We start from the raw sequence: 22,243 nt of genomic DNA on the forward strand, positions 1-22,243 counted from the left end.
TTATTTGATCACGGTTATAGTCCCTTGTCTAAGGGTTTCTCTAGCGTTCTTGATTTTGTAATAAAATATTTGGTTCTTTTTAGCAAAGGCAATACTTGATTCTGGCCAATTATTTCGGTAGCCATTTTCATTAATTACTTCTTCACCTTTTTCATTATATATAATGACTGAAACCTCAGCATTATTGGAGTACGAATTAGGTATAATCCATAAATCATTGATTCCATCTCCGTTTGCGGTTATCACATTAGGAATTTCAAAATTGTCTCTATAAGAAACTGTAATGGTTTGACTGATTTGACAGTCTCCAACACTTGCGATAACTAAATAGACTCCTTCTTCAGATAGGGTAACAGAGTCTGTGCTAGAAATTAGATTGTTGCCTTGGTCATACCATGCATAAGAACTTGCTCCGCTAGCGGTTACAGTCTCAGAAGAACCCTCAGGAAAGACTAGATTGTCACCGGCGTCTATAACAACAACAGATGCATCAAAATCAGTAATTACAATGTCATTAGACTGTATTGGACAACCATCGGAACTTATAGCAAGTTGGTAGGTTCCTGTTTCCGTAACGATAAGTTCAGTCTCAGTTGTAGAAACCATAGCGCCGTCTTTAGTCCACGTATAGCTTAATCCTGTTAAGTCAGTTGTTGTTGAAAGCGTAACTGTAACACCATCACATAATTGTAAGCCAGAACTAGTAATATCAATAGTTTCATTAGAGGCTAATCGTATGCTCAGCGGATTTGAAGTTGCATTGAATGTTGTTATGCTACCTTGAACAGTATAGAAACCATTATCTGACACATCATTTAATGTGAGTTCATCAGCGGTTAAACCAGGCAAAACCGCATCATCTTTTAACCATTGATATGTAAAAGAAGACCGTAAAGAACTAGTGACATCAGAACGATTACCATCAGCATCGAGGGCATTTATTTGAAGTACAGTAAGTGTCGTGTTCTCAACAGAGCAATCGCTATAAGTACCTACATAATCAATAATAACTTCAAAGCTATTAGGAAGAACCACCGTGGTTTCTTCAGAGTTCTTGGCCGGCAAGGTGCAGGCCCCACCATTTTGAGTAACCTCTGCGTAGAAGATTCCTGGTTCATTTATTGTAATACTGGAAGAAGTTTCTCCAGAAATAGCGACTCCGTCTTGATACCATTGATAGGTAGGGCTAAGCGCTGTTGTGCTTACCTCAAGTATTTGGTCTTGTCCAGGTAATAAAACTAAGTTAGGTTCATTTATGCGCGAAACCGTAAAATCAGCAGCACTTGAAATGGTAATCGCAGAAGACTGTTCAGCGCATATACCTGCGCCTTCAATTCGAACTGAATAATCACCTTCAAATCCGGAAGTTGCACCATCAATTATATACGATGAAGCATCTACAGTTGGTCCTGAAACAATATCACCTCCTTGAAACCAAGTATATAAATAATCCATTCCACTAATGTTGGCATCTAATGTTACAGATTCAGATGGACAAAGAGTAGTAGTTGAAGGTGTATTAATTGCAACTCCAAGAGGGGTTGTTATCACAACTTCAATTGTGTTTGATAAGGTATTTGCAGAACCAGAACAGTTAATTCCATAATCTATTTCAACATAGTACATTCCAGATTGTGAAACCACTAAGGCGTTGGATGTTTCACTTAATGGTGTGCCACTGCGATACCATTTGTATTGGTAAGTACCGGCATCAGGAACATTATGAGTTTCGATTGTTATGCTGCTTCCATCACAAACTTCAAGTGTTCCTCCAGGCGGGATAACCCCACTAGCATCTTGACTAATAAGAATTGGGCTACTGTAGCCGATATAGTAAATTGAAAAAGCGTCTGAAGAAGGGCTGGTTACAGCCGGACTCGTACTTCGCACTCGAAAACGATAATTTTCACCTTGCACATCTTCTGGTACAGCAAAACTAAAGTCGAAATCAAATTCTGTGTTTTTATCGCTTGCTCGGTCTAGCTCTCTTGGGGAGCCAAAGTCACCACTAGCGTCTGATAGTTCTAAAATAAATTCATTGTTGCTATCAACCAATGGTGGATTCCATGTGAAGTTGACAAAATATTCGTTAAAGCTCGCTGAGGCGCACGCTGAAGTCCAGGCATCCGTAGAACCTAAATTTGGATTAGGAGCAGCAGTAGGCTGATTCAACACTTGAGCATGGGTAGAATGTGATAGTAGGCCGCACATTACCAGTGTTAAAAATACGCCGTAAAATGAAGAAGTTTTCATAGGCATTGTTAGCTTTGGGGTCACGCAAGAAAGAGTTGCATTTTGTAGGTTTTCAGACATGACAGTTTTTAAGATTTGTTAGCACCTAGTTTTCACTAAGTTGTATACAATAACAAATATTATGATTCTGTTCCTGCTCTAAAACTTATTGTTGTGGGGTAGACCAAAACTGTTGTGAAATAACTTTATTTGTATGGAGTAAAGTTGAAATACACGCATTACAACGCATTTTTGCTACATTTGCTCGATATTTTAAAGGCCATGGAAGAGACTAAAAAGTCATTAAATTTTATAGAACATATTGTTGAAGAAGATTTGGCAAATGACTATTCAATAGAGAAGTTAAGATTTAGATTTCCACCTGAACCAAATGGGTATTTACACTTAGGTCATGCAAGCTCTATTTGTTTGAATTTTGGCCTTGGAGAAAGCTATGATGCTCCAGTCAATTTACGATTTGACGACACGAACCCCGCGAAAGAAGAGAAAGCCTATGTTGATGCTATCAAAGAAGATGTTAAATGGCTAGGTTATACGTGGGATAAAGAGTGTTATGCTTCTGACTATTTTCAAGAATTATATGATTGGGCCGTCGGCTTAATTAAAGAGGGCAAAGCATATGTTGACAGCCAATCTTCAGAAGAAATGGCCATACAAAAAGGCACTCCGACCGAACCAGGTGTGGCTGGTCCGCATCGTAATAGGTCTGTTGAAGAGAATTTAAACCTCTTTGAACGCATGAAAAAAGGTGAGTTTGATGAAGGCAAACATGTTTTGAGAGCTAAAATTGACATGGCTTCACCAAATATGCTGATGCGTGACCCAATTTTATATCGTGTTTTGCATAAGGCACACCACAGAACAAATACCGATTGGTGTATTTATCCTATGTACGATTGGACTCATGGCCAAAGTGATTATTTAGAACAAGTTTCACATTCGTTGTGTACGCTTGAATTTTTGCCTCATAGAGAATTATATGATTGGTGTTTAGACCAATTGGTATCAAATGATAAATTGCGACCAAAGCAAAGAGAGTTTGCCAGAAGAAACCTTAGCCACACCATTGTAAGCAAACGAAAGCTGCTTAGATTGGTAGAAGACGGGGTGGTTGAAAGCTGGGATGACCCTCGTATGCCAACTATTTCAGGACTACGTAGAAGGGGTTATACTCCAGAATCAATTCGGAATTTTGCTGATACTGTCGGGATTGCCAAACGAGAAAATTTGGTAGATGTTTCTCTACTAGAGTTTCATGTTCGAGAACACTTGAACAAAGTTACCCCAAGGGTCATGGCGGTTTTAAATCCCTTGAAAGTTGTTATAACAAATTATCCTAAAGATCAAGAAGAATGGCTAGATGCTGAAAATAGCCCGGAAGATGTGTCGCTTGGCTCTAGAAAAGTTCCTTTTTCTAGTGAACTTTATATAGAACAAGAAGACTTTAGAGAAGAAGCCAATAAAAAATTCTTTCGTTTAAAATTAGGTAAAGAAGTACGCTTAAAAAATGGTTATATCATTAAAGCGGAAAGCTGTACAAAGGATAAAGACGGTAATATAATAGAAGTGCAATGTACATATGACCCTAAAAGTAAAAGTGGTAGTGGAACAGAAGAAAGTTTGCGAAAAGTAAAAGGCACCCTGCACTGGGTTTCCATCAAGCATGCCATAGAAGCAGAAGTGAGAATATATGACAGGTTATTTACAGACGAAAACCCCGATGGTCATAAGGACCGTGATTTTATGGAATTTGTAAACCCTGATTCTTTAAAGAAAATAACTGGTTATTTGGAGCCAAGTTTAAAAAATGCCAAAGTTGGTGAACGTTTTCAATTTCAACGTTTAGGTTATTTTAATGTTGATTTAGATTCAACAATTGAAAATTTGGTTTTTAATAGAACAGTAACCCTACGAGATACTTGGGCGAAAATTCAACAGAAAAATTAAAGAGTTTGAAGGAAAAATAGAACTATCAGAAAGAACTATCGACCAAACGATAACAATTGGTATTTTCTATTCAAAAAGGCCGATTCTAATAGCTTCTAGGCGGGTTTATTTTGGGGGTCACACATTGCAATGGTTAAGGGAGAATTAAGCTGTTAAATTGCTTTAATTGTCTTTTTTCATTCTTCCATAACGATTTAAGTAGTACAAGTTCAAATCGCCAGAGTTTGCTTCTAGAATATCGATGTAGCCATCATTATTTAAATCAGAAAGATGAATATCATAAGTATCCATTTTATGATCTTCGTTCAATGGAATTTTTTCAAAAGAGTTTTTGCCATAATTGATAAAGGCATAATTCACATCATCCCCATTGGCGTTTAAAATATCAATTAAACCGTCATTATTCAAATCAGCAACTTTTACACTTGCTGTTGCAAAATCATCTGGCTCATAAAGAATACTTTTTTTAAAATCCTTACCATTTCCTAAATAGATATAATTCGCTCCAATTAAATTTCCAACAGCGATATCCATAAAACCATCATTGTTGAAATCGGCTACCGCTACAGAACGGGTTTCGTCATTTCCGGTACCGAATGGAATTTTTTCTTCGAACACCAAAGCATCGGTTTGTAGATAAACAAAATTTTGTTGCTCATCACGATTGGCCAATACCAAATCCATAGCCCCATCTTTATTCATATCAGCAACGGCGATATCAATGGTAGAATCGTCATCAGAGCCAAAAAGGATGATTTGAGTAAAATCACCCTTGCCATCATTAATAGCAATTTCATTGGCACTACCCCTATTTGTAAATAATACATCTAAATCTCCATCACCGTCAATATCACTTAGGTTCACATTTCTTGTAGGGGTGGCGTCTCCACCAACAGCACCTACCCTACTAAAAATTCCTTTTCCGTTATTGCGATACCAATTATTCGGATGCCGGTCATTACCGGTAACAATATCTAAATCACCATCACCGTCGAGGTCTCCTAATTCAGCCGCATAGCAAGAGGACCATTCTTCATCAATAATTCGAGAAGTTCTAAAAACACCATTGCCAACATTGTAAAAAACAAAATTAGGTGCTGGCCAATGTCGCCCCTCCGCACTAACAACATCAATATCACCATCTCCATCAACATCGCCTGCAGCAATAGAAGCCGTTCTATTTTCTTGTGCTCCAAAACTCAAGAAAGCCCCACCAGGATTAAAGAAAGGGCTTTCCTGTGCTTGAATAGAACTTACCATGGTGCAGAACACCAATATTAATTTATGCTTAAGCATCCCCTTTTTTAGTGGTATTGGTTTTTTTCATGGATTCGCCTATCATATTACTTGCCGTAAATGAGGCAACCATATTATTGAGCATATCGCTACCTGCTTGAGGTGAGTTTGGTAAAAGAATCAGATTGGTATTGGTTTCTTCCCCAATGGATTGTAGAGTATCATAATGCTGAGTAACCACAATTAAAGCAGAAGCCTCTTGTGAATTAATACCTACCTTATTTAATACTTCTACAGATTCTTCAAGACCACGGGCAATTTCACGACGCTGGTCAGCAATACCTTGACCTTGTAATCGTTTACTCTCTGCTTCCGCCTTAGCTTTTTCTACAATAAGAATACGAGCAGCATCACCTTCAAACTGTGCAGCTATTTTTTCACGTTCAGAAGCATTAATTCTGTTCATGGCTTCCTTTACCTGTGCATCTGGGTCAATATCAGTAACTAAGGTTTTAATAATATCATAACCATATTCAAGCATGGCATCTTGTAGCTCACCCTTAACAGCAATAGCAATGTCATCTTTTTTAACGAAGACATCATCCAATTTCATTTTAGGGACCTCAGCACGTACCACATCAAAAACATATGAGGTAATTTGATCATGTGGATATTCTAATTGATAAAACGCATCATAAACCTTGCTTTTGATAACCACGTATTGAACGGAGACTTTCAGTTTTACGAAAACATCGTCAAGTGTTTTAGTCTCAATGATTACATCGAGTTGTTGAATTTTTAGTCCAATTCTGGCGGCAATTCGCTGTACAAAAGGAATTTTGAATTGAATACCAGATTGTCGTACACTAGTGAATTTACCAAAGGTTTCAATAATAACGGCGGTTTGCTGCTTTACAATAAATACAGTTGAAATAAATACAAGCAATATGACAATTGCTATTGGTATAATGTAGCTTAGACTTCCCATAATAGTAGTGTTTTAAGTTTAATTGTTTAAAATACAAAAGTGTGTATTAGATATGTAGTAATTATGAAAGAATTGTTACAAATATTCCACTAATGAACATATAAAGGCAATAGCCGGAAATGCTTTTAGGTTAATTTTAAATTAACTATTTGATAACACTTTTTAATTAGGGAATATCTTGTTTAAATTGTTCTTCAATAAAACTAGAAAATGAAAAATGTTTACTTAATTATTTTAGCTGTTTTAATGTTCTTAAGTTGTGACCCGGTTTCAGACATGGAAGCTAACATTGAGAACCTTACATCTGAAAGCCTAACAATTGAATTTATTTCTTCTGAAGTAAGCCTGAATAAAACCTTACAAATTGCCCCTAATGAAATTAAACTTTTTCAAGAGGGTTTTGATATTGGAAGCACCTATTTAGAACCTTCGCTTATTGATTATGACTCTGTACTTATTAAAAACCAAGCCCAAGAGATTGTGAAGATTTATAAACCGAATGAAGCGGGTAAAAACATATATAATATTAGTGCTTATTGGCAAGGAACCGAGCCTTCTAAAAGGTTTTTTAAATACGAATACGAAATAGAATCTAGTGAGATTGAATAGTTCTAGCGTTCTTTTTACATCTTAAATGGCGAACAATATGAGGCAATTAACTCTTTTTTTTGGGCTAATTATAGCGGGGTTTTTTTATAGTTGTGACGACTGTAACGATTGTAAAGAATTACAACAGAAAAGGATTATAATTCAAAATGAGAATGGAACAAATCTTTTGTTTGGAACCGATGCGACCTATAACCCAGACGAAGCAACTATAGTAACTTCAAGCGGTGTTCAGCAGCCCTTGTTCGTGGATGAAGATGCAGGAGCACTTCTTTTTTCCTTAGAAGAAAATGAAATGACTTATACGCTCCACCTTAATACTACGGATAGTGAGACTATAAATTTTGAATTGGATGAGCGCGACAGCAAACAATGCTGCGGTACATTAACCATTTCAACTAGCACTAGTTTGAATGGAACTAAAATTGAAAACAGCGACACCATCATTATTGTGAAGTAGTTAACTATTATAGGAAACCACAGTCATTAAGGGAAAGTTCAGCGGTTTATGGTATATTTAAAGGAGTAAAAGAATACTTCTAAATACCATCCAAAATGAAAAATAGTACCACTTCCGTTTTCTTTTGTCTTCTTCTTTGTTTTGCGTTTAATTTAAGCGCACAAAATCAAGTCTTAGCACGGCAAATGACCATAGACACTAGTTTTTATCAAGGTCTTAAATGGCGTAATATTGGTCCAAAACGAGGAGGTCGTTCTCTTGGTTCAGCGGGCAGCCCCACGAGACCAAACGAATATTATTTTGGTGCTACTGGTGGCGGTTTGTGGAAAACCGTAGACGGCGGTAACGAATGGAAACCAGTTACTGACGGTCAAGTAACTAGCTCTTCAGTTGGGGCAGTGGCTGTTGCAGAAACAAACCCTGATATAGTGTATATCGGTATGGGTGAAGTACAATTGCGAGGCAGCATCACCCAAGGCGATGGGGTTTATAAATCTATAGATGCCGGAAAAACATGGAAACATTTAGGCCTTAAGGAAACCCAAGCAGTTTCACGTATTCGAATTCACCCTACAAATCCTGATGTGGTTTATGTTGCAGCGTTAGGGCATCCTTATGGAGATAATGAAGAACGAGGTGTTTTTAGAAGCACAAACGGAGGTGATGCCTGGGAAAAAATATTATACGTGAGCCCTAAAGCCGGAGCGGTAGATTTGATTATCGACCGCAACAACACAGAAGTGTTATATGCTACCACATGGGAAGTTCAACGCAAAGCCTGGAAAATGTGGGGTGGCGGAGGCGACAGTAAATTATGGAAGTCTACGGATGGAGGAGATACTTGGACAGATTTAACAGAGAATACAGGAATGCCCGAAGGACCAATTGGAAAGATTGGAGTAACAGTTTCACCGGCAGATTCGAATCGTGTGTGGGCAATTGTTGAAGCTAATGAAGGTGGTGTTTTCCGTTCTGATGATGCTGGACAAACCTGGGAACGAACTAATGATGAACGTAAACTAAGACAACGGGCTTTTTACTATTCTAGAATTTATGCAGACCCATTAGATAAAGAGGTTGTTTATGGCTTGAACACAAGAATGTATAAGTCAAGCGATGGTGGAAAAACCTTTGATACTATTATTCAAACCCCTCATGGCGATAATCATGACTTATGGATAGACCCAACGAATCCAAAGCGGATGATAAACTCAAATGACGGCGGGGGTAATGTCAGTATTAATGGTGGAAAAACTTGGACAGAGCAAGATTTTGTTACAACTCAGTTTTATCATGTGATGACGACGAATGATGTGCCTTATCATGTGGCTGGAGCACAACAAGACAATAGTACTTTAGCAATGCCAAGTGATGGTTGGGGCCATATGTTGGCCAGAGGCCCGAACAAGGGTTGGTATTATGCCGTAGGTGGAGGTGAAAGTGGCTGGATTACACAACATCCGGAGAATTTAGATATATTTTACGCAGGTAGTCAAGGCGCTTTATTAACACGTTATGACAGAAGCAATGGGCAGTCAAGGGATATACAGGTATATCCACGTTTTTTCTCAGGTGAACCGGCTGATGCTTTACCAGAACGTTGGCAATGGACCTTCCCAATCATGTTTGCTCCGCAAGACTCCAACGTGATGTACACCTGTTCTCAACATATTTGGAAAACAACAAATGATGGCCAAACATGGGAGAAAATAAGTCCTGATTTAACCTATGCAGACCCAGCAACTTTAGGCAAAACAGGTGGTGTTATCACTATGGATATGAATGGCCCTGAGATTTATGCTACGGTTTTTGCCTTAGCACCATCTTTTCATGACATTAACACCATTTGGGCAGGTTCTGATGATGGTAAAATTCACATAACGAGAGATGGTGGTGGCAGCTGGAAGGACATTACACCTGACGGCTTACCTAAATTTTCAAGGGTAAGTATTATTGATGAATCTAAACATCGCCCTGGCACTTTATTTGTGGCTGCCAATCGTTATCAGGTTGATGATAGACAACCTTATGTATTTAAAACTCATGACTACGGAAAAACGTGGACAAAAATCATAATTGGTATTGAAGATGGTCATTTTGCAAGAGCGGTTCGTGAAGACCCCGTTCGAGAGGGATTATTGTTTTTAGCAACAGAACACGGAGTGTATTTCTCTATGAATGATGGCGTACAATGGCAGAGCCTTCAATTGAAATTACCAGACACACCAATTCGTGACTTGGTGGTTAAAGATAATGATGTGGTCATAGGCTCACACGGCCGTGGTTTTTGGATATTGGATGATATTCAACCCCTCCGTCAATATAAGGAAACCATGAATAATCAAGCCGCTGTGCTTTTTGAACCTTCAGATGCTATTCGGGGTATTAATAACGCTAGCATTCAATACTATTTAAAAGAAGAGTTAGACACGATTACTTTTGAAATCCTTGACGCGAATGACAAACTCATTAACACGTTTACCGGGAGTAAACCAAAATATAAAAAAGACCCAAACCTACCTTGGTGGCAACGTGGAGGCTCTTCAAAACCAACCACAGCTCAAGGCATTAATACCTTTACTTGGGATTTACGATATCCGGGCGCAATCGATTTTGAAGGTATGATAATTTGGAGTGCCCGCCCGCAACGTGGCCCAAAAGCACCGCTCGGAGATTATAAGGTTCGCATGAAAACCAATGATTATGAAAAAACCTATCCGTTTTCTGTGATGATGGACCCCAACTTAAAAGGCATTACTAAGGCTGATTTAGATGAACAGTTTACTCTAGCGAATAACATTATGCAAAAGACTAGTGCAGCTAATGAGGCTGTTATTAAAATTAGAGAGATGAAAGCTATCATCGTTGAGAATAAAGAGAAAATAGGAGCAGAAGTTATGGAAAAAACCATGACGCCTTTTATGAACAAAATCTCCGCGGTCGAAGAGGAATTATATCAAGTGAAGAATCAATCAGGGCAAGACCCATTGAATTTCCCTATTAAATTGAACAACCGATTGGCCTCATTAAGACGCAGTGTTGAAAGTGGCGATGCTAAACCTACGGATGGCGCGTATAAGGTGTTTAAGGAGCTTTCTGCGGAATTGGAAGGCCATTTGGGCGACCTTAATGGCATTCTAGAAAAGGAATTGCCAATGGTAAATACCGCTTTGGAAGCTGGTGGGGCAGGAAAAATAGAACCATGATGTTAACTAGAAATAGTATGAACCCAATAAAAATGAAACTTTTATTAATAAGTAGATTGTCTCGATATTTAGCCATACTTCACATTATAATCGGGGTGAGTACTTTAAATGCTCAAGAAGAAACGAACCAGACTAAACTAGACACAATGGAAATAGCTTTTATTATGTTCTATGACTATGAGACTTTAGATGTTTTTGGACCAGCAGAAATTTTTGGTCGTCTAGTCGATAAATACAATCTTACTTTTTATTCCCTCGATGGAGGTGTCATAACTAATAGGCATGGGGTTCCGATTATGACACAAAAAATAGCAGCTATCAACAACCCACCAAATATAGTTTTGGTTCCCGGGGGCATGGGGACACGAAAAGAGGTTAATAACAGCGAGCTTTTAACCGCCATAAAAGAACTTTCGCTCGAAAGTGATTATGTGCTTTCTGTTTGCACCGGAAGCGCACTACTTGCCAAATCAGGAGTGTTAGAAGGCAAACAAGCGACTTCAAATAAAAGAGCATTTACATGGGCGTCTTCTCAAAGCGATAACGTTGACTGGGACAAAAAAGCGAGATGGAAAGTCGATGGTAAATATTACACTTCCTCAGGAGTAAGCGCTGGTATGGACATGACATTGGGTTTTATAGCTGACCGCCATGGTATTGATTTCGCCAGAAAAGTTGCCAAAGAAATTGAATATAACTGGATTGAAGACAGGGATAACGACAGTTTTATTGCGGAATAATTAACGTTAAATTTTTTTACTGTTATTTATGCTAAATCGGCAATAGCTTTTTCAATACGTTCCAAACAGGCTTCTTTTCCAATCATGGCAAGAATATCAAACAGATGAGGGCCTTTTAAATCTCCTACGGTAATTAAACGTAAAGGACCCATAACCTTACCAAAAGACAATTCACTTTCGGTAATCCATGCTTTAATATTGGATTCGATATTTGCTGAGTTAAAGTCCTTAGTAGCTGAAATGATGTCAGCCACCTTTCGCATTAATGCTGGCGTATCTTCCTTCCATTGTTTTTTTACTGGTTTTTCAGCATAAGAGTTAGGTGCTTCAAAAAAGTAACTGCTCAAGTCCCAAAAATCAGCCACAAAATCTGCGCGTTCTTTAATTAATCCTACTACTTTTTCGACATAACTGTCATCCCGAGCATCTCGAGGAATCTCTTTATCAGCTAGCACCACCTGAAACAAACCAGCCAGTTCCTCATCATTTTTCTCTTGTAAATATTGATGGTTGTACCATTTGGTTTTTTCTGGGTCAAAACGAGCGCCAGATTTATTTACGCGTTCTAAGCTAAAGGCGTTTATGAGGTCTTCCAGAGAAAACAGTTCTTGTTCAGTTCCGGGATTCCAACCTAGCATCGCTAAAAAATTAACAACGGCATTTGAAAAATAGCCTGCTTCACGATACCCTTGTGATTCATTCCAAGATAATGGAAATACGGGGAAACCGCCTTTTTCACCATCACGCTTGCTCAATTTTCCTTTTCCTGTTGGTTTCATAATTAAAGGCAGGTGTGCAAACTGCGGCGCGTCCCATCCAAAGGCATTATAGAGCAATTGATGCAAGGCCAAAGAAGGCAGCCATTCTTCTCCGCGAATTACATGCGAAATTTCCATTAAATGGTCATCTACAATATTTGCCAAGTGATAGGTTGGCATGCCATCGCTCTTAAAAAGAACTTTATCATCAAGTACATTGGTGTCTATTTCAATTGTGCCACGGATTATATCTTTAAGATGAAGTTTTTCGTCTTGAGGGGACATAAAGCGAATCACATATGGTTCTCTAGAGCTTATTTTGGATTGTGTTTCTTCTTTGCTTAGCGTAAGAGAATTGTCAAGTTTTAATCTATTGTGCCAATTGTAGATGAAAGTCTTTCCTTTTTCTTCGTGGTCTTTACGATGAAAATCTAATTTTTCAGCAGTATCAAATGCATAATAAGCATGACCTTTTTCTATCAATTCTAAAGCATATTCTTTGTACAAGTGCTTTCGTTCACTTTGGCGATATGGGCCAAAATTCCCTTCTTTTGCGACACCCTCATCAAAAGGAATTCCACACCAATTTAGCGCTTCTATAATATAGGCTTCAGCACCTTCAACATAGCGGTTTTGGTCAGTATCTTCAATTCGCAGCACAAAATCACCACCGTATTTTTTAGCAAATAAATAATTAAACAAAGCAGTACGAACACCACCAATATGAAGCGGCCCTGTTGGACTAGGCGCAAAACGAACTCTTACCTTTTGATTCATTACTTAAAATTGAAGCACAAAGATAGTATTTGATAAAGCAGCAGAAAAGCGTGTTTGAACTAAACCAAAGAAAAGTCGTTGACATTGAGTTTCATTTCTTTTGGGACTCGCGGATTCATAATATAAAACCATAAGGGCGGTATAAAAGAAATCACCATGGATGTTGGATACCCAAATGGCATTTGTGGTGAGATGTCATGATAGTCTAAGGTCTGGTATTTTTTAGACGATTTATAATGATGATCACTATGCCTAGTTAATTCATATAAAACGATACGGCCTATAACATGATTACTATTCCAAGAGTGGCATTCTCGAACACGCTCATAACGACCGGAAGGCTTTTTAAAACGAATGAGGCCATAGTGCTCAATATAGTTGACAGTTTCTAAAAGAAGAAACCCTATGATTCCGGAACCAACAGCGAATAGGACTCCTAATTGCCCAAAAAAGAGAAACACTAGGGTTAAAAATGATAATTGAAACAAAGTGTAGTAGACCATATCATTTTTAATAGAAAAGAAACTTAAGCCGTCCGCTCTTAAAAGCTTGCCTTGAATTTTCCAAGCGCTTAAATATTGGCGTAGGGTAGAAGTAAACCAAAATGAATAAACAGATTGATTTAATCTGGCTGTAGCAGGATCTTCTTTCGTTGCTGCATGCAAGTGATGACCAAAATTATGTTCAATATAAAAGTGCATATAAAATGAAGGTAGTAGCAAAAGCTTTCCTAAATAGCGTTCAAAAGTTAATTGCCGATGCCCTAATTCATGAGCCACATTAATACCATTTACACCGAGTACAATACCAACAGAAAACACTAAGCCGATAATTTCGTAAAGTGCATAAGCGTGGGTTGTAATATCCCAAAGACTATAAAACACAAACCCGAACACAATGGGAATGTTTAGATATAACATCCAATCAAATATTTTGCTTTTACTTTTTTGTTCTAATTTCTCACCTTCAAGGTTAGATGTGTCATGTGGTAAGAGAATTTCAAGAACTGGGATAATCACAAATGCGTAAAACGGAGTAAAAAAACTTAAATAGCCTTTAAAATAAATGCTAATAAACGCTGAAATTGGTATTGTTAGCGCTGCGAGGTACTTTAAATCTTTCATATGATCTATTTTAACATAAAATTTTCAAGACAGTTTTGAAACAACGGGTATCTTGGTAAATAACTAATTGAAAAGTTTAAATTAATTCACTAAATATAGCAGATTTTGAGCAGTTTTAAGGCCATATTGGGTAAGCTAAACACCTTTACAAAAAAGTATTACTCTAAACTTTTGGTGAAAGGCATATTGCTATTCTTGACCTTTGGAATATTATTTTTCTTGGCGATAACCGCTGTTGAATATGTTTTGTGGTTAGGTTCAACCGAAAGATTAATATTGCTTTTGGCTTTTATCGCTATTGAGCTCTTTTTATTTTATCGCTATATTCTGGTTCCTCTGTTTTACTTGTTTAATATTAAAAAAGGAATTTCAAAGCGACAAGCTTCCCAATTGATAGGCAAGCATTTTCCTCACGTAAATGACAAGTTGGTAAACCTTTTGGATTTGGCCGAGCACAATAATGAATCAGATTTGTTAATGGCGGCTATAGAACAACGTTCCGAAGAGATGAAACCAATTCCGTTTACAAAAGCAGTCGATTATGGAGAGAACCTTAAGTATGCAAAATATGTTTTGATTCCTATGTTGATGGTCGCGCTTTTATGGGTTTCCGGCATTATTTCTGAATTTTTTGGTTCTTATAACCGTGTAGTAAATTATGATATTGCTTATGAACCACCAGCTCCGTTTTCATTCCTTCTTTTAAATGAAGATTTAACAATTCTTGAAGATGAGGCCTTGCAATTGAGGTTAATTACAGAGGGCCAAATAAGACCAGAGAATGTAAGTATTGTGATAAAAGGAAAAGAATTATTAATGCAAGAGAATGGGGGGAGTTTTCAGTATACTTTTCAACCACCTGTTTCATCAGGTAATTTTTATTTTACTGCTAACGGTTTTAATTCGAGGGTATATACAATTGCCGTTGGCAGGGTTCCATCAATTCAAGGTTTTGAAATGACTTTGGATTATCCAAATTATTTAGGAAAACGAGATGAAATTTTAAAAGGCACGGGAAATGCAATTGTCCCAGAAGGCACAAGGGTTACTTGGAATGTAAGAGGGCTTCATACGGATAAAATTGATTTAAGAACAAAGGACACAGTAGTTTCCTTGGTTAAAGAAAATAATGATTTTGCTATTACGAAAGCAATTTATGAGGAGCTAGATTATGAATTATCAACCGGTAATTCTAATGTAGAAGACTACGAAACACTTGGTTATAAATTAGAGGTAGTACGCGATGCCTATCCAACGATTCAGGTAGAGCAAACATTGGATTCACTAAACCCTAATTTGAGTTATTATGAAGGTATGGCATCGGATGATATTCAATTAACAAGAATCAATCTTGTTTATTATTCAATTGCTAAACCAAATGTACTATCGAGCTTGTTGTTAGCAGAAACTAACAATAATGTAGAGCAGTTCTATTATACTTTTCCGTCGGGTCTGTCATTAGAGCAAGGCAAAGAATATGAGTTTTACTTTGAGGTATTTGATAATGATGGTTTACGAAAAGGAAAATCGGTTAAAAGTCAAGTCTTTAGTACTGCAATATTGAATGATAACGAGTTGAAAAACAAAGAGTTAGATGCTCAGCAGTCGATATTGCAAAATTTAGACAAGTCATTAGAGAATTTTAAAGACCAAAAGGAGGCTCTTAAAGAAATTAATGACAAACAAAAAGAGAATAATAGCTTAAATTTTAATGATCAAAACCAGATTAAAGATTTTCTCCAAAAGCAAGAGCAGCAGGAATTTATGATGGAAAAGTTTAGTAAACAATTAAAAGATAATTTAAATAAAAACGAAAAAACGGATGAACTAAATCAATTGTTACAAGAGCGTTTAGAACGACAAGAAAAGGAAGCTGCTAAGAACAAAAAGTTGTTAGAAGAGTTAAATAAAATCGCTGATAAGATAGATAAAGAGGAGCTTAAAAAGAAGTTAGAAGAACTCGGAAAAAAGCAAAGTAATAGTGAGCGGAGTTTAGAACAGTTGTTGGAATTGACTAAGCGTTATTATGTCACGGAGAAAGCTTCGCAGTTATCCAAAGAATTAGAAGACTTAGCGGAGCGTCAAAAGATTTTGTCTAAGCTAGAGTTGGGAGAGCAGTTTCAAAATAAAGAACAGGAAAAATTAAATGAAAAGTTCAACCAAATTTCAGATGAACTAGACGAACTTAAAAACGACAATGAAGGGCTTAAAAAGCCGATTGATTTAGACATTAGCACACAAAAACAAGAGGATGTTAAGGAAGACCAAAAGGATGCCTTAGAAGAGATCAATAAACATCAAGGAAACGAAGAGTCATCTGATAGTGACGATAAGCAAGAATCAGGAAATAGGGCTAAGCAGAAACAAAATTCCGCTGCTCAAAAAATGAAGGAGATGAGTGAAAGTTTAAAACAACGCGCTGCGTCTGGTGGAGGTGGATCTAGTATTACAGAAGACGCTGAAATGTTACGTCAAATTTTAGACAATCTAATTACATTTTCTTTTAAGCAAGAGAACTTATTTGATAAGGTTCAAGAGTCAGAAGGTCAAATAGAGCAATTCTCAAATACAGTAAGACAGCAAAAGGACCTAAGAGATTTATTTGAGCATGTAGATGATAGTTTGTTTGCACTTTCTCTAAGAAGAGTAGAGCTATCAGAGTTTGTAAATGAACAAATAACCGAGGTTTATTACAACATAGACAAGTCTTTAGAAAGTATTGCCGAAAATCAGGTTTACCAAGGTGCTTCTTACCAACAATATGTGCTAACAGCATCAAATAGTTTAGCTGATTTTTTGGCCAATTTATTAGATAACATGCAGCAAAGCATGCAGCCTGGTCAAGGTCAGGGACAGGGTGATGGTTTTCAATTACCTGATATTATTGAAGGGCAAGAATCTTTGAAAGAGAAAATGGAGAAGGCGGGCAACAAAGGTAACAAAGGACAGAAAGGAGAAAAAGGTCAAGAAGGAAAAGGAGAAAAGGGTGAAAGTGGAGAAGAAGGAAAAGAGGGTAAATCCGGAGAATCAGGAGAGAATGGAGAATCGGGAAAAGGTGGAGAAAATGGTGAAGGAGGCTCAGATGGAAAGAGTAAGAACGGAGAGAATAATGGAGAAGGTCAAGGTGAGGGTGAAGGAAATGACCAAGAAGGAAGTGAGGGTGGTGGTCCTTCAGAAAGTGAATTAAAGGAAATATATGAGATTTATAAAGAGCAGCAAGTACTTCGTCAGAAATTGGAAGACCAATTAAAAAAAATACTACAGAAGGATAAACAAGAACTAGCAAAAAAGCTTGCTAGACAAATGGAAAATTTTGAAAATGATCTTTTAGAAAATGGGATAACACAACGGACCTTGAATAAGATGAACGCAATTCAACAACAATTGTTGAAACTTGAAAATGCTGCCTTAAAACAGGGGCAAAAGAAAGAAAGAGAAAGTCAGACGAACAGCAATGATTTTCGGAATCCGATTACTACAAAACCGTCTTTGCTTAAGAACAAGAGTAAGGCTATTGAAATTTTAAACAGACAAGCCTTACCTTTGCGCCAAAATTACCAGAATAAGGTAAAGCGGTATTTTCAAAATGAAAATTGATTTCCATTACGAATTAGAGTTTAGACTTATTTCTGAATCAGGATATGCCGATTGGGTAACTAGGGTGATAATGTTAGCGAACGCTCAATTAGGAAATGTAAATTATATTTTTTGTAATGACGGCTACCTTTTGGATATTAATCAGAGGCATTTAAATCACGACACTTTTACCGATATTATAACTTTTGATTATACTGAGAGTAACACTATATCAGGAGACATATTTATCTCCGTCGATAGGATAAGGGAAAATGCAAAGTCCTTTAATGTGCCTTTTGAGATGGAACTAAAACGTGTTATGATTCATGGCGTATTACACCTTTTAGGTTATACGGATAAGAGTGCTGAGGAGCAATCAGTAATGAGGAAAAAGGAAAATGAAATGATGAAATTGTTCCACGTGGAACAGTAGGAAATTATGTTTGAAAAACAATATGATGTTATAGTAGTAGGAGGTGGACATGCCGGCGCAGAAGCTGTGGCCGCAGCTGCTAATATGGGTTCAAAAACCTTATTGGTGACTATGAACCTCCAGACAATTGGACAAATGTCTTGTAATCCTGCTATGGGCGGAATTGCAAAAGGACAAATTGTACGTGAGATTGATGCTCTTGGGGGTTATAGCGGAGTTATAACCGACAAGTCGGCCATACAGTTTAAGATGCTGAACAAGTCTAAAGGACCAGCGATGTGGAGTCCAAGGGCTCAGAATGATAGGATGAGATTTGCAGAGGAATGGCGTTTAGCTTTGGAAAGAACTCCTAATGTAGACTTTTATCAAGAGATGGTTTCTGGTTTGTTGGTCGAAGGAGATAAGGTGGTAGGGGTGAGAACATCCTTAGGGATAGATATAAAGGCTAAGGCGGTTGTGCTGACTAACGGAACTTTTTTAAATGGTCTTATTCATATTGGTGAAAAGCAATTTGGAGGTGGTAGAGCAGGTGAGAAAGCCGCTACAGGAATCACTGAGCAATTATCTGATTTTGGTTTTGAAAGTGGTAGAATGAAAACTGGAACACCTCCAAGGGTTGATGGAAGATCTTTAGATTATTCTAAAATGATTGTTCAACCGGGTGATAGTAATCCTGAAAAATTCTCTTATTTAAACACGCAAAAGTTGACAGAACAACGGGACTGTCATATGACGCATACAAGCGCATTGGTTCACGATTTGTTACGTGAAGGGTTTGATCGTTCTCCAATGTTTAATGGTAGAATAAAAAGTATTGGGCCACGATATTGCCCTTCAATTGAAGATAAAATTAACCGATTTGCAGATAAAGATGCGCATCAAATTTTTGTAGAGCCAGAAGGGTGGCATACTGTTGAGGTTTATGTAAACGGTTTTTCTACATCCTTACCAGAAGATGTGCAATACAAGGCACTAAAATCGGTAGTAGGTTTTGAGAGCGTAAAGTTCTTTCGTCCAGGATATGCAATTGAATATGATTATTTCCCACCGACTCAATTAAAACATACTTTGGAAACTAAGGTTATTGAGAATCTATATTTTGCAGGTCAGATAAATGGAACCACAGGTTATGAAGAAGCAGCTTCTCAAGGTATAATGGCGGGAATAAATGCGCATTTAAAGATTAACGAAAAGGAGTCTTTCATATTAAAAAGAGATGAAGCTTATATAGGCGTTTTAATTGATGATTTAATTACTAAAGGCACAGAAGAGCCTTATCGAATGTTCACGTCAAGAGCGGAGTATCGAACTTTGTTGCGACAAGACAATGCTGATTTACGACTGACACCAAGAAGCTTTGATTTAGGTTTAGCAGGTGAAGAACGGTTGAAAAGAATGGAAAAGAAGTTGACGAATTCAGATAAATTTGTGGAGTTCTTTAAAACTACTAGTTATACTCCGGAGGAAATGAATCCTATTTTAGAAGAGGTTTCATCAGCAACAGTGAAGCAATCAGATAAAATGTTCAAAGTGTTTTCTAGACCTAAGGTGACTATGGAACATATGCTTAGATTAGCTGCTGTTTCTGATTTTGTAAATGAACATGAACTAGACACTGAAGTATTAGAGCAAGCCGAGATTCAAGTAAAGTATTCAGGTTATATCGCCAAGGAAAAGAACAATGCAGACAAACTTTTACGTTTAGAAAACATTAAAATTCCTGATGATTTTGATTATAGAAAATTGAAATCATTATCATATGAAGCACGAGAGAAGCTAGAAGCTATTCGACCTGTAACTATTTCTCAAGCGTCTCGTATAAGCGGTGTTTCGCCTTCAGACATTAGTGTGCTTTTAGTGTTTTTAGGACGATGAAAACCTCAATGTTTTTTAAACAAGAAAAACCAATTACACCAAAAGTGTTAGGTTTTATATTACTACTATTAACAGCAGTTTCTTTGAATAGTACTAAGGTGCCTTTGAGCCAAATTATAAGCATGGGTGCAATAGGAAGTTCGCTATTAGGCTATTCGATTTCCTACGAAATTTGCAAAGAAGGTGTTCATTTCAAGCATCTAAAATTATTTGGACTAACGGTTTTAAAGACAAAATTAAAATCTTTAAATGCAGATGTGATTCGTGCTTTTCCGGCTTCGTTTAAGAGCAATTTTAATTGGGGTCCTGTTGCTGCGATGGGAAAGCAGAACAGAACAGATAAATATGTCATTCGTTTGTTTGAAGGCAGCAGACATTTTACAATATTCAAGACAAGTTCATTTGAAACGGCTTCAACTCGAGCAAAAATGCTCGGTGAAATTTTGCAGATTACTACGGAAGTTCGAAAATAAACGACGTTCCACGTGGAACAATCTACATTAAAATCAACCCCTTTTTCGGTTTTAAAAAAACCTTGGAACTAGATTACAAACATTCATTTGAACTTCTAATTGACAAAAAGTTCAATTATAAGTTCGTCATCTATATTTCTTAATTTTAAAATGGCGTGGTTTTTGAGAATAGAATATTCAACTAAATCAAAAATTAAAAATGAGAAAATTCTCAACCATTTGTTTAGGCATACTATTTTTAAATTCATGTATTCCTATTAGAATTGCCCCAACCATTTCAGACTATAAAGTAGTGAAGGGCCAGCGGTTTAAAAGAGGCCTTCCTAAGAAAACTACTTTTGTGTTTGAAGACCCTAAAGAAGCGAATGAATTTTATGATTATGTAAATATTAAATATGACCTTGAAGATTACTACGTAGACGTTCAGGTTCCATTTACAATTGATGAAAAGGAATATTTCTTTTCTTTTTATGAGGTAGAAATACAAGACAAGGCACTTAATTTATTTCCATTGGCATTCGATATTGCTGCGAATGCTACTCTTAAAAATGAAGATTTTGAAACGTATACTACCAATGAAGATAGTACGATTTTAAGAAATGGTAATTGGTACATTGTAATGGAAGTTTTTAGCATAACTGAAAAAGACTGCTTGCATGAAGAATCAGATTCAAGGGATATAGTTTTGCCGTATCTTCGGGCTTTAAAAGACGAATACCTTTCTACTCATAATTACAATGAAGTTGTATTTAAAAACTAAAGACTTTTCTGTTACCAAAGAGGCCTTTGAATTATTTCATGATGAGGATTTAGATATGCTCATCACCAAACCAAAGCCGAATAATTTAGAAAAATACTATGAAAGCGAAGTTTATATTTCGCATACCGATTCAAAAAAGAGTTTGGTAGATAAAGTATATCAATTAGTTAAAAGATATAGTTTAAAAAAGAAGGTGAAGCTCATCAACTCATTTCAAGTTTCAGATAAAAGACTTTTAGATATTGGAGCTGGCACAGCAGATTTTTTACTTGCTGCCCAAAAAGCTGGTTGGAAAACCTGGGGAATCGAACCAAATGCTTTGGCCCAACAAAATGCCGTAGAGAAAGGGGTGTCACTTTTGGCTTCATTAAATGATGTAGCGGGACAAAAATTTAATGTAATAACCCTTTGGCATGTTTTAGAGCACTTGCCTAATTTAGAAACCGATATTGAACAAATTTGTAACCTATTGGAAGATGACGGCACTTTAATTATTGCCGTTCCTAATTTTAATTCTTTAGATGCAAATTATTATAAAGAGCATTGGGCTGCTTTTGATGTGCCGAGGCACCTATGGCATTTTTCAAAAACTGCAATTGAAAAAATCTTTTCAAAAAATCAAATGAGATTGATAAAAACAAAACCAATGTTGTTTGATTCTTTTTACGTATCCCTGTTATCGGAAAAATATAAAAATGGAAAACAAAACTATATGAAAGCACTTTATATTGGTTTGAAGTCTAATTTGAAAGGAAAACGAACAAAAGAATACTCTTCACACATATATATTCTTAAAAAGAAGGTTTAGATAAGCTCTGAGTAACGATTTCAACTAATTCCTTATATCGTTATTAGTCAAAGCTCAACAGCGCTTAGACGGCTTTATACCGATTGTATTTTTATAACAAAAACAAATAACAAACTTACAAAACCATAACTTTTCTCTATACGAAGTCTTGGTTAATTAAAATCCAAAGTTTCTGTGATATGTAGCGGCTTTTTATATTTTTGCCGAACGTAAAATTAATGAG

The 22,243-nt window shown here is 36.8% G+C and carries 16 protein-coding genes; 11 read left to right on the forward strand and 5 right to left on the reverse strand.

The genetic code is table 11. From position 1 onward, the window contains the following. Positions 1–2,313, reverse strand: coding sequence for a T9SS type B sorting domain-containing protein (locus RM520_RS02450; RefSeq protein ID WP_311386847.1), 2,313 nt, complete (start codon positions 2,311–2,313; stop codon positions 1–3). A gap of 201 nt (positions 2,314–2,514) precedes the next feature. Here RM520_RS02450 and RM520_RS02455 point away from each other — a divergent pair, with 201 nt between their 5' ends. Further along, entirely contained in the window at positions 2,515–4,200 is a 1,686-nt protein-coding gene (locus RM520_RS02455) for a glutamine--tRNA ligase/YqeY domain fusion protein (RefSeq protein WP_311387386.1), read from the forward strand. Between the two features lie 162 nt (positions 4,201–4,362). Here RM520_RS02455 and RM520_RS02460 read toward each other — a convergent pair whose 3' ends face one another. Further along, on the reverse strand, positions 4,363–5,496 hold the full coding sequence (locus RM520_RS02460) for an FG-GAP repeat domain-containing protein (RefSeq protein ID WP_311386848.1): 1,134 nt from the start codon (positions 5,494–5,496) through the stop codon (positions 4,363–4,365). Further along, positions 5,489–6,424, reverse strand: a complete 936-nt coding sequence (locus RM520_RS02465) for an SPFH domain-containing protein (RefSeq protein ID WP_311386849.1) — start codon at positions 6,422–6,424, stop codon at positions 5,489–5,491. Before RM520_RS02465 ends, RM520_RS02460 begins: the two co-directional genes overlap by 8 nt. A gap of 210 nt (positions 6,425–6,634) precedes the next feature. On the opposite strand from RM520_RS02465, the gene RM520_RS02470 reads away from it, so the two are divergent. From RM520_RS02470 to RM520_RS02485, 4 genes are all read left to right on the forward strand, one after another. Continuing rightward, on the forward strand, positions 6,635–7,033 hold the full coding sequence (locus RM520_RS02470) for a hypothetical protein (protein WP_311384123.1): 399 nt from the start codon (positions 6,635–6,637) through the stop codon (positions 7,031–7,033). Between the two features lie 37 nt (positions 7,034–7,070). Further along, positions 7,071–7,490, forward strand: a complete 420-nt coding sequence (locus tag RM520_RS02475; protein WP_311384124.1) for a hypothetical protein — start codon at positions 7,071–7,073, stop codon at positions 7,488–7,490. Between the two features lie 95 nt (positions 7,491–7,585). Then, positions 7,586–10,696, forward strand: coding sequence for a VPS10 domain-containing protein (locus RM520_RS02480; protein ID WP_311386850.1), 3,111 nt, complete (start codon positions 7,586–7,588; stop codon positions 10,694–10,696). Between the two features lie 32 nt (positions 10,697–10,728). Continuing rightward, positions 10,729–11,436, forward strand: coding sequence for a DJ-1/PfpI family protein (locus RM520_RS02485; RefSeq protein ID WP_311386851.1), 708 nt, complete (start codon positions 10,729–10,731; stop codon positions 11,434–11,436). Between the two features lie 26 nt (positions 11,437–11,462). On the opposite strand, the gene gltX is transcribed toward RM520_RS02485, so the two are convergent. Both gltX and RM520_RS02495 read right to left on the reverse strand, forming a co-directional pair. Further along, the gene (gene gltX / locus RM520_RS02490; RefSeq protein ID WP_311386852.1) at positions 11,463–12,971 is read right to left on the reverse strand and encodes a glutamate--tRNA ligase; all 1,509 of its coding nucleotides are present in this window, start codon (positions 12,969–12,971) and stop codon (positions 11,463–11,465) included. A gap of 59 nt (positions 12,972–13,030) precedes the next feature. After that, a complete protein-coding gene (locus RM520_RS02495) occupies positions 13,031–14,095 on the reverse strand; it encodes an alkane 1-monooxygenase (protein ID WP_311386853.1) in 1,065 nt (354 codons plus the stop codon). A gap of 105 nt (positions 14,096–14,200) precedes the next feature. Between RM520_RS02495 and RM520_RS02500 the strand changes: the two genes are divergently transcribed. From RM520_RS02500 to RM520_RS02525, 6 genes are all read left to right on the forward strand, one after another. Further along, positions 14,201–17,692 carry a hypothetical protein gene (locus RM520_RS02500; protein WP_311386854.1) on the forward strand — a complete coding sequence of 1,164 codons (3,492 nt, stop codon included), beginning with the start codon at positions 14,201–14,203 and terminating at the stop codon, positions 17,690–17,692. Continuing rightward, positions 17,682–18,104 carry an rRNA maturation RNase YbeY gene (gene ybeY, locus RM520_RS02505; RefSeq protein WP_311384130.1) on the forward strand — a complete coding sequence of 141 codons (423 nt, stop codon included), beginning with the start codon at positions 17,682–17,684 and terminating at the stop codon, positions 18,102–18,104. Before RM520_RS02500 ends, ybeY begins: the two co-directional genes overlap by 11 nt. A gap of 6 nt (positions 18,105–18,110) precedes the next feature. Further along, complete coding sequence (gene mnmG / locus RM520_RS02510) at positions 18,111–19,979, forward strand: tRNA uridine-5-carboxymethylaminomethyl(34) synthesis enzyme MnmG (RefSeq protein ID WP_311386855.1); 1,869 nt, start codon at positions 18,111–18,113, stop codon at positions 19,977–19,979. A gap of 8 nt (positions 19,980–19,987) precedes the next feature. After that, positions 19,988–20,452, forward strand: a complete 465-nt coding sequence (locus RM520_RS02515) for a hypothetical protein (RefSeq protein WP_311386856.1) — start codon at positions 19,988–19,990, stop codon at positions 20,450–20,452. Between the two features lie 199 nt (positions 20,453–20,651). Further along, the gene (locus tag RM520_RS02520; RefSeq protein WP_311384133.1) at positions 20,652–21,212 is read left to right on the forward strand and encodes a hypothetical protein; all 561 of its coding nucleotides are present in this window, start codon (positions 20,652–20,654) and stop codon (positions 21,210–21,212) included. Next, positions 21,190–22,020 carry a class I SAM-dependent methyltransferase gene (locus RM520_RS02525; RefSeq protein WP_311384134.1) on the forward strand — a complete coding sequence of 277 codons (831 nt, stop codon included), beginning with the start codon at positions 21,190–21,192 and terminating at the stop codon, positions 22,018–22,020. Before RM520_RS02520 ends, RM520_RS02525 begins: the two co-directional genes overlap by 23 nt. Positions 22,021–22,243 lie beyond the last annotated feature (223 nt).

This window comes from Croceitalea vernalis (genome assembly GCF_031846405.1).
Taxonomy (GTDB): Bacteria; Bacteroidota; Bacteroidia; order Flavobacteriales; family Flavobacteriaceae; genus Croceitalea; species Croceitalea vernalis.

What these genes read in the sequence shown, in the direction of transcription:
- mnmG (WP_311386855.1), top strand. Translation starts at nt 18,111, where the DNA reads ATGTTTGAAAAACAATATGATGTTATAGTAGTAGGAGGTGGACATGCC.
- RM520_RS02495 (WP_311386853.1), bottom strand. Translation starts at nt 14,095, where the DNA reads ATGAAAGATTTAAAGTACCTCGCAGCGCTAACAATACCAATTTCAGCG.
- RM520_RS02465 (WP_311386849.1), bottom strand. Translation starts at nt 6,424, where the DNA reads ATGGGAAGTCTAAGCTACATTATACCAATAGCAATTGTCATATTGCTT.
- RM520_RS02515 (WP_311386856.1), top strand. Translation starts at nt 19,988, where the DNA reads ATGTTTTTTAAACAAGAAAAACCAATTACACCAAAAGTGTTAGGTTTT.
- gltX (WP_311386852.1), bottom strand. Translation starts at nt 12,971, where the DNA reads ATGAATCAAAAGGTAAGAGTTCGTTTTGCGCCTAGTCCAACAGGGCCG.
- RM520_RS02455 (WP_311387386.1), top strand. Translation starts at nt 2,515, where the DNA reads ATGGAAGAGACTAAAAAGTCATTAAATTTTATAGAACATATTGTTGAA.
- RM520_RS02480 (WP_311386850.1), top strand. Translation starts at nt 7,586, where the DNA reads ATGAAAAATAGTACCACTTCCGTTTTCTTTTGTCTTCTTCTTTGTTTT.
- RM520_RS02475 (WP_311384124.1), top strand. Translation starts at nt 7,071, where the DNA reads ATGAGGCAATTAACTCTTTTTTTTGGGCTAATTATAGCGGGGTTTTTT.
- RM520_RS02460 (WP_311386848.1), bottom strand. Translation starts at nt 5,496, where the DNA reads ATGCTTAAGCATAAATTAATATTGGTGTTCTGCACCATGGTAAGTTCT.
- RM520_RS02450 (WP_311386847.1), bottom strand. Translation starts at nt 2,313, where the DNA reads ATGTCTGAAAACCTACAAAATGCAACTCTTTCTTGCGTGACCCCAAAG.
- RM520_RS02520 (WP_311384133.1), top strand. Translation starts at nt 20,652, where the DNA reads ATGAGAAAATTCTCAACCATTTGTTTAGGCATACTATTTTTAAATTCA.
- RM520_RS02485 (WP_311386851.1), top strand. Translation starts at nt 10,729, where the DNA reads ATGAAACTTTTATTAATAAGTAGATTGTCTCGATATTTAGCCATACTT.
- RM520_RS02525 (WP_311384134.1), top strand. Translation starts at nt 21,190, where the DNA reads ATGAAGTTGTATTTAAAAACTAAAGACTTTTCTGTTACCAAAGAGGCC.
- RM520_RS02470 (WP_311384123.1), top strand. Translation starts at nt 6,635, where the DNA reads ATGAAAAATGTTTACTTAATTATTTTAGCTGTTTTAATGTTCTTAAGT.
- ybeY (WP_311384130.1), top strand. Translation starts at nt 17,682, where the DNA reads ATGAAAATTGATTTCCATTACGAATTAGAGTTTAGACTTATTTCTGAA.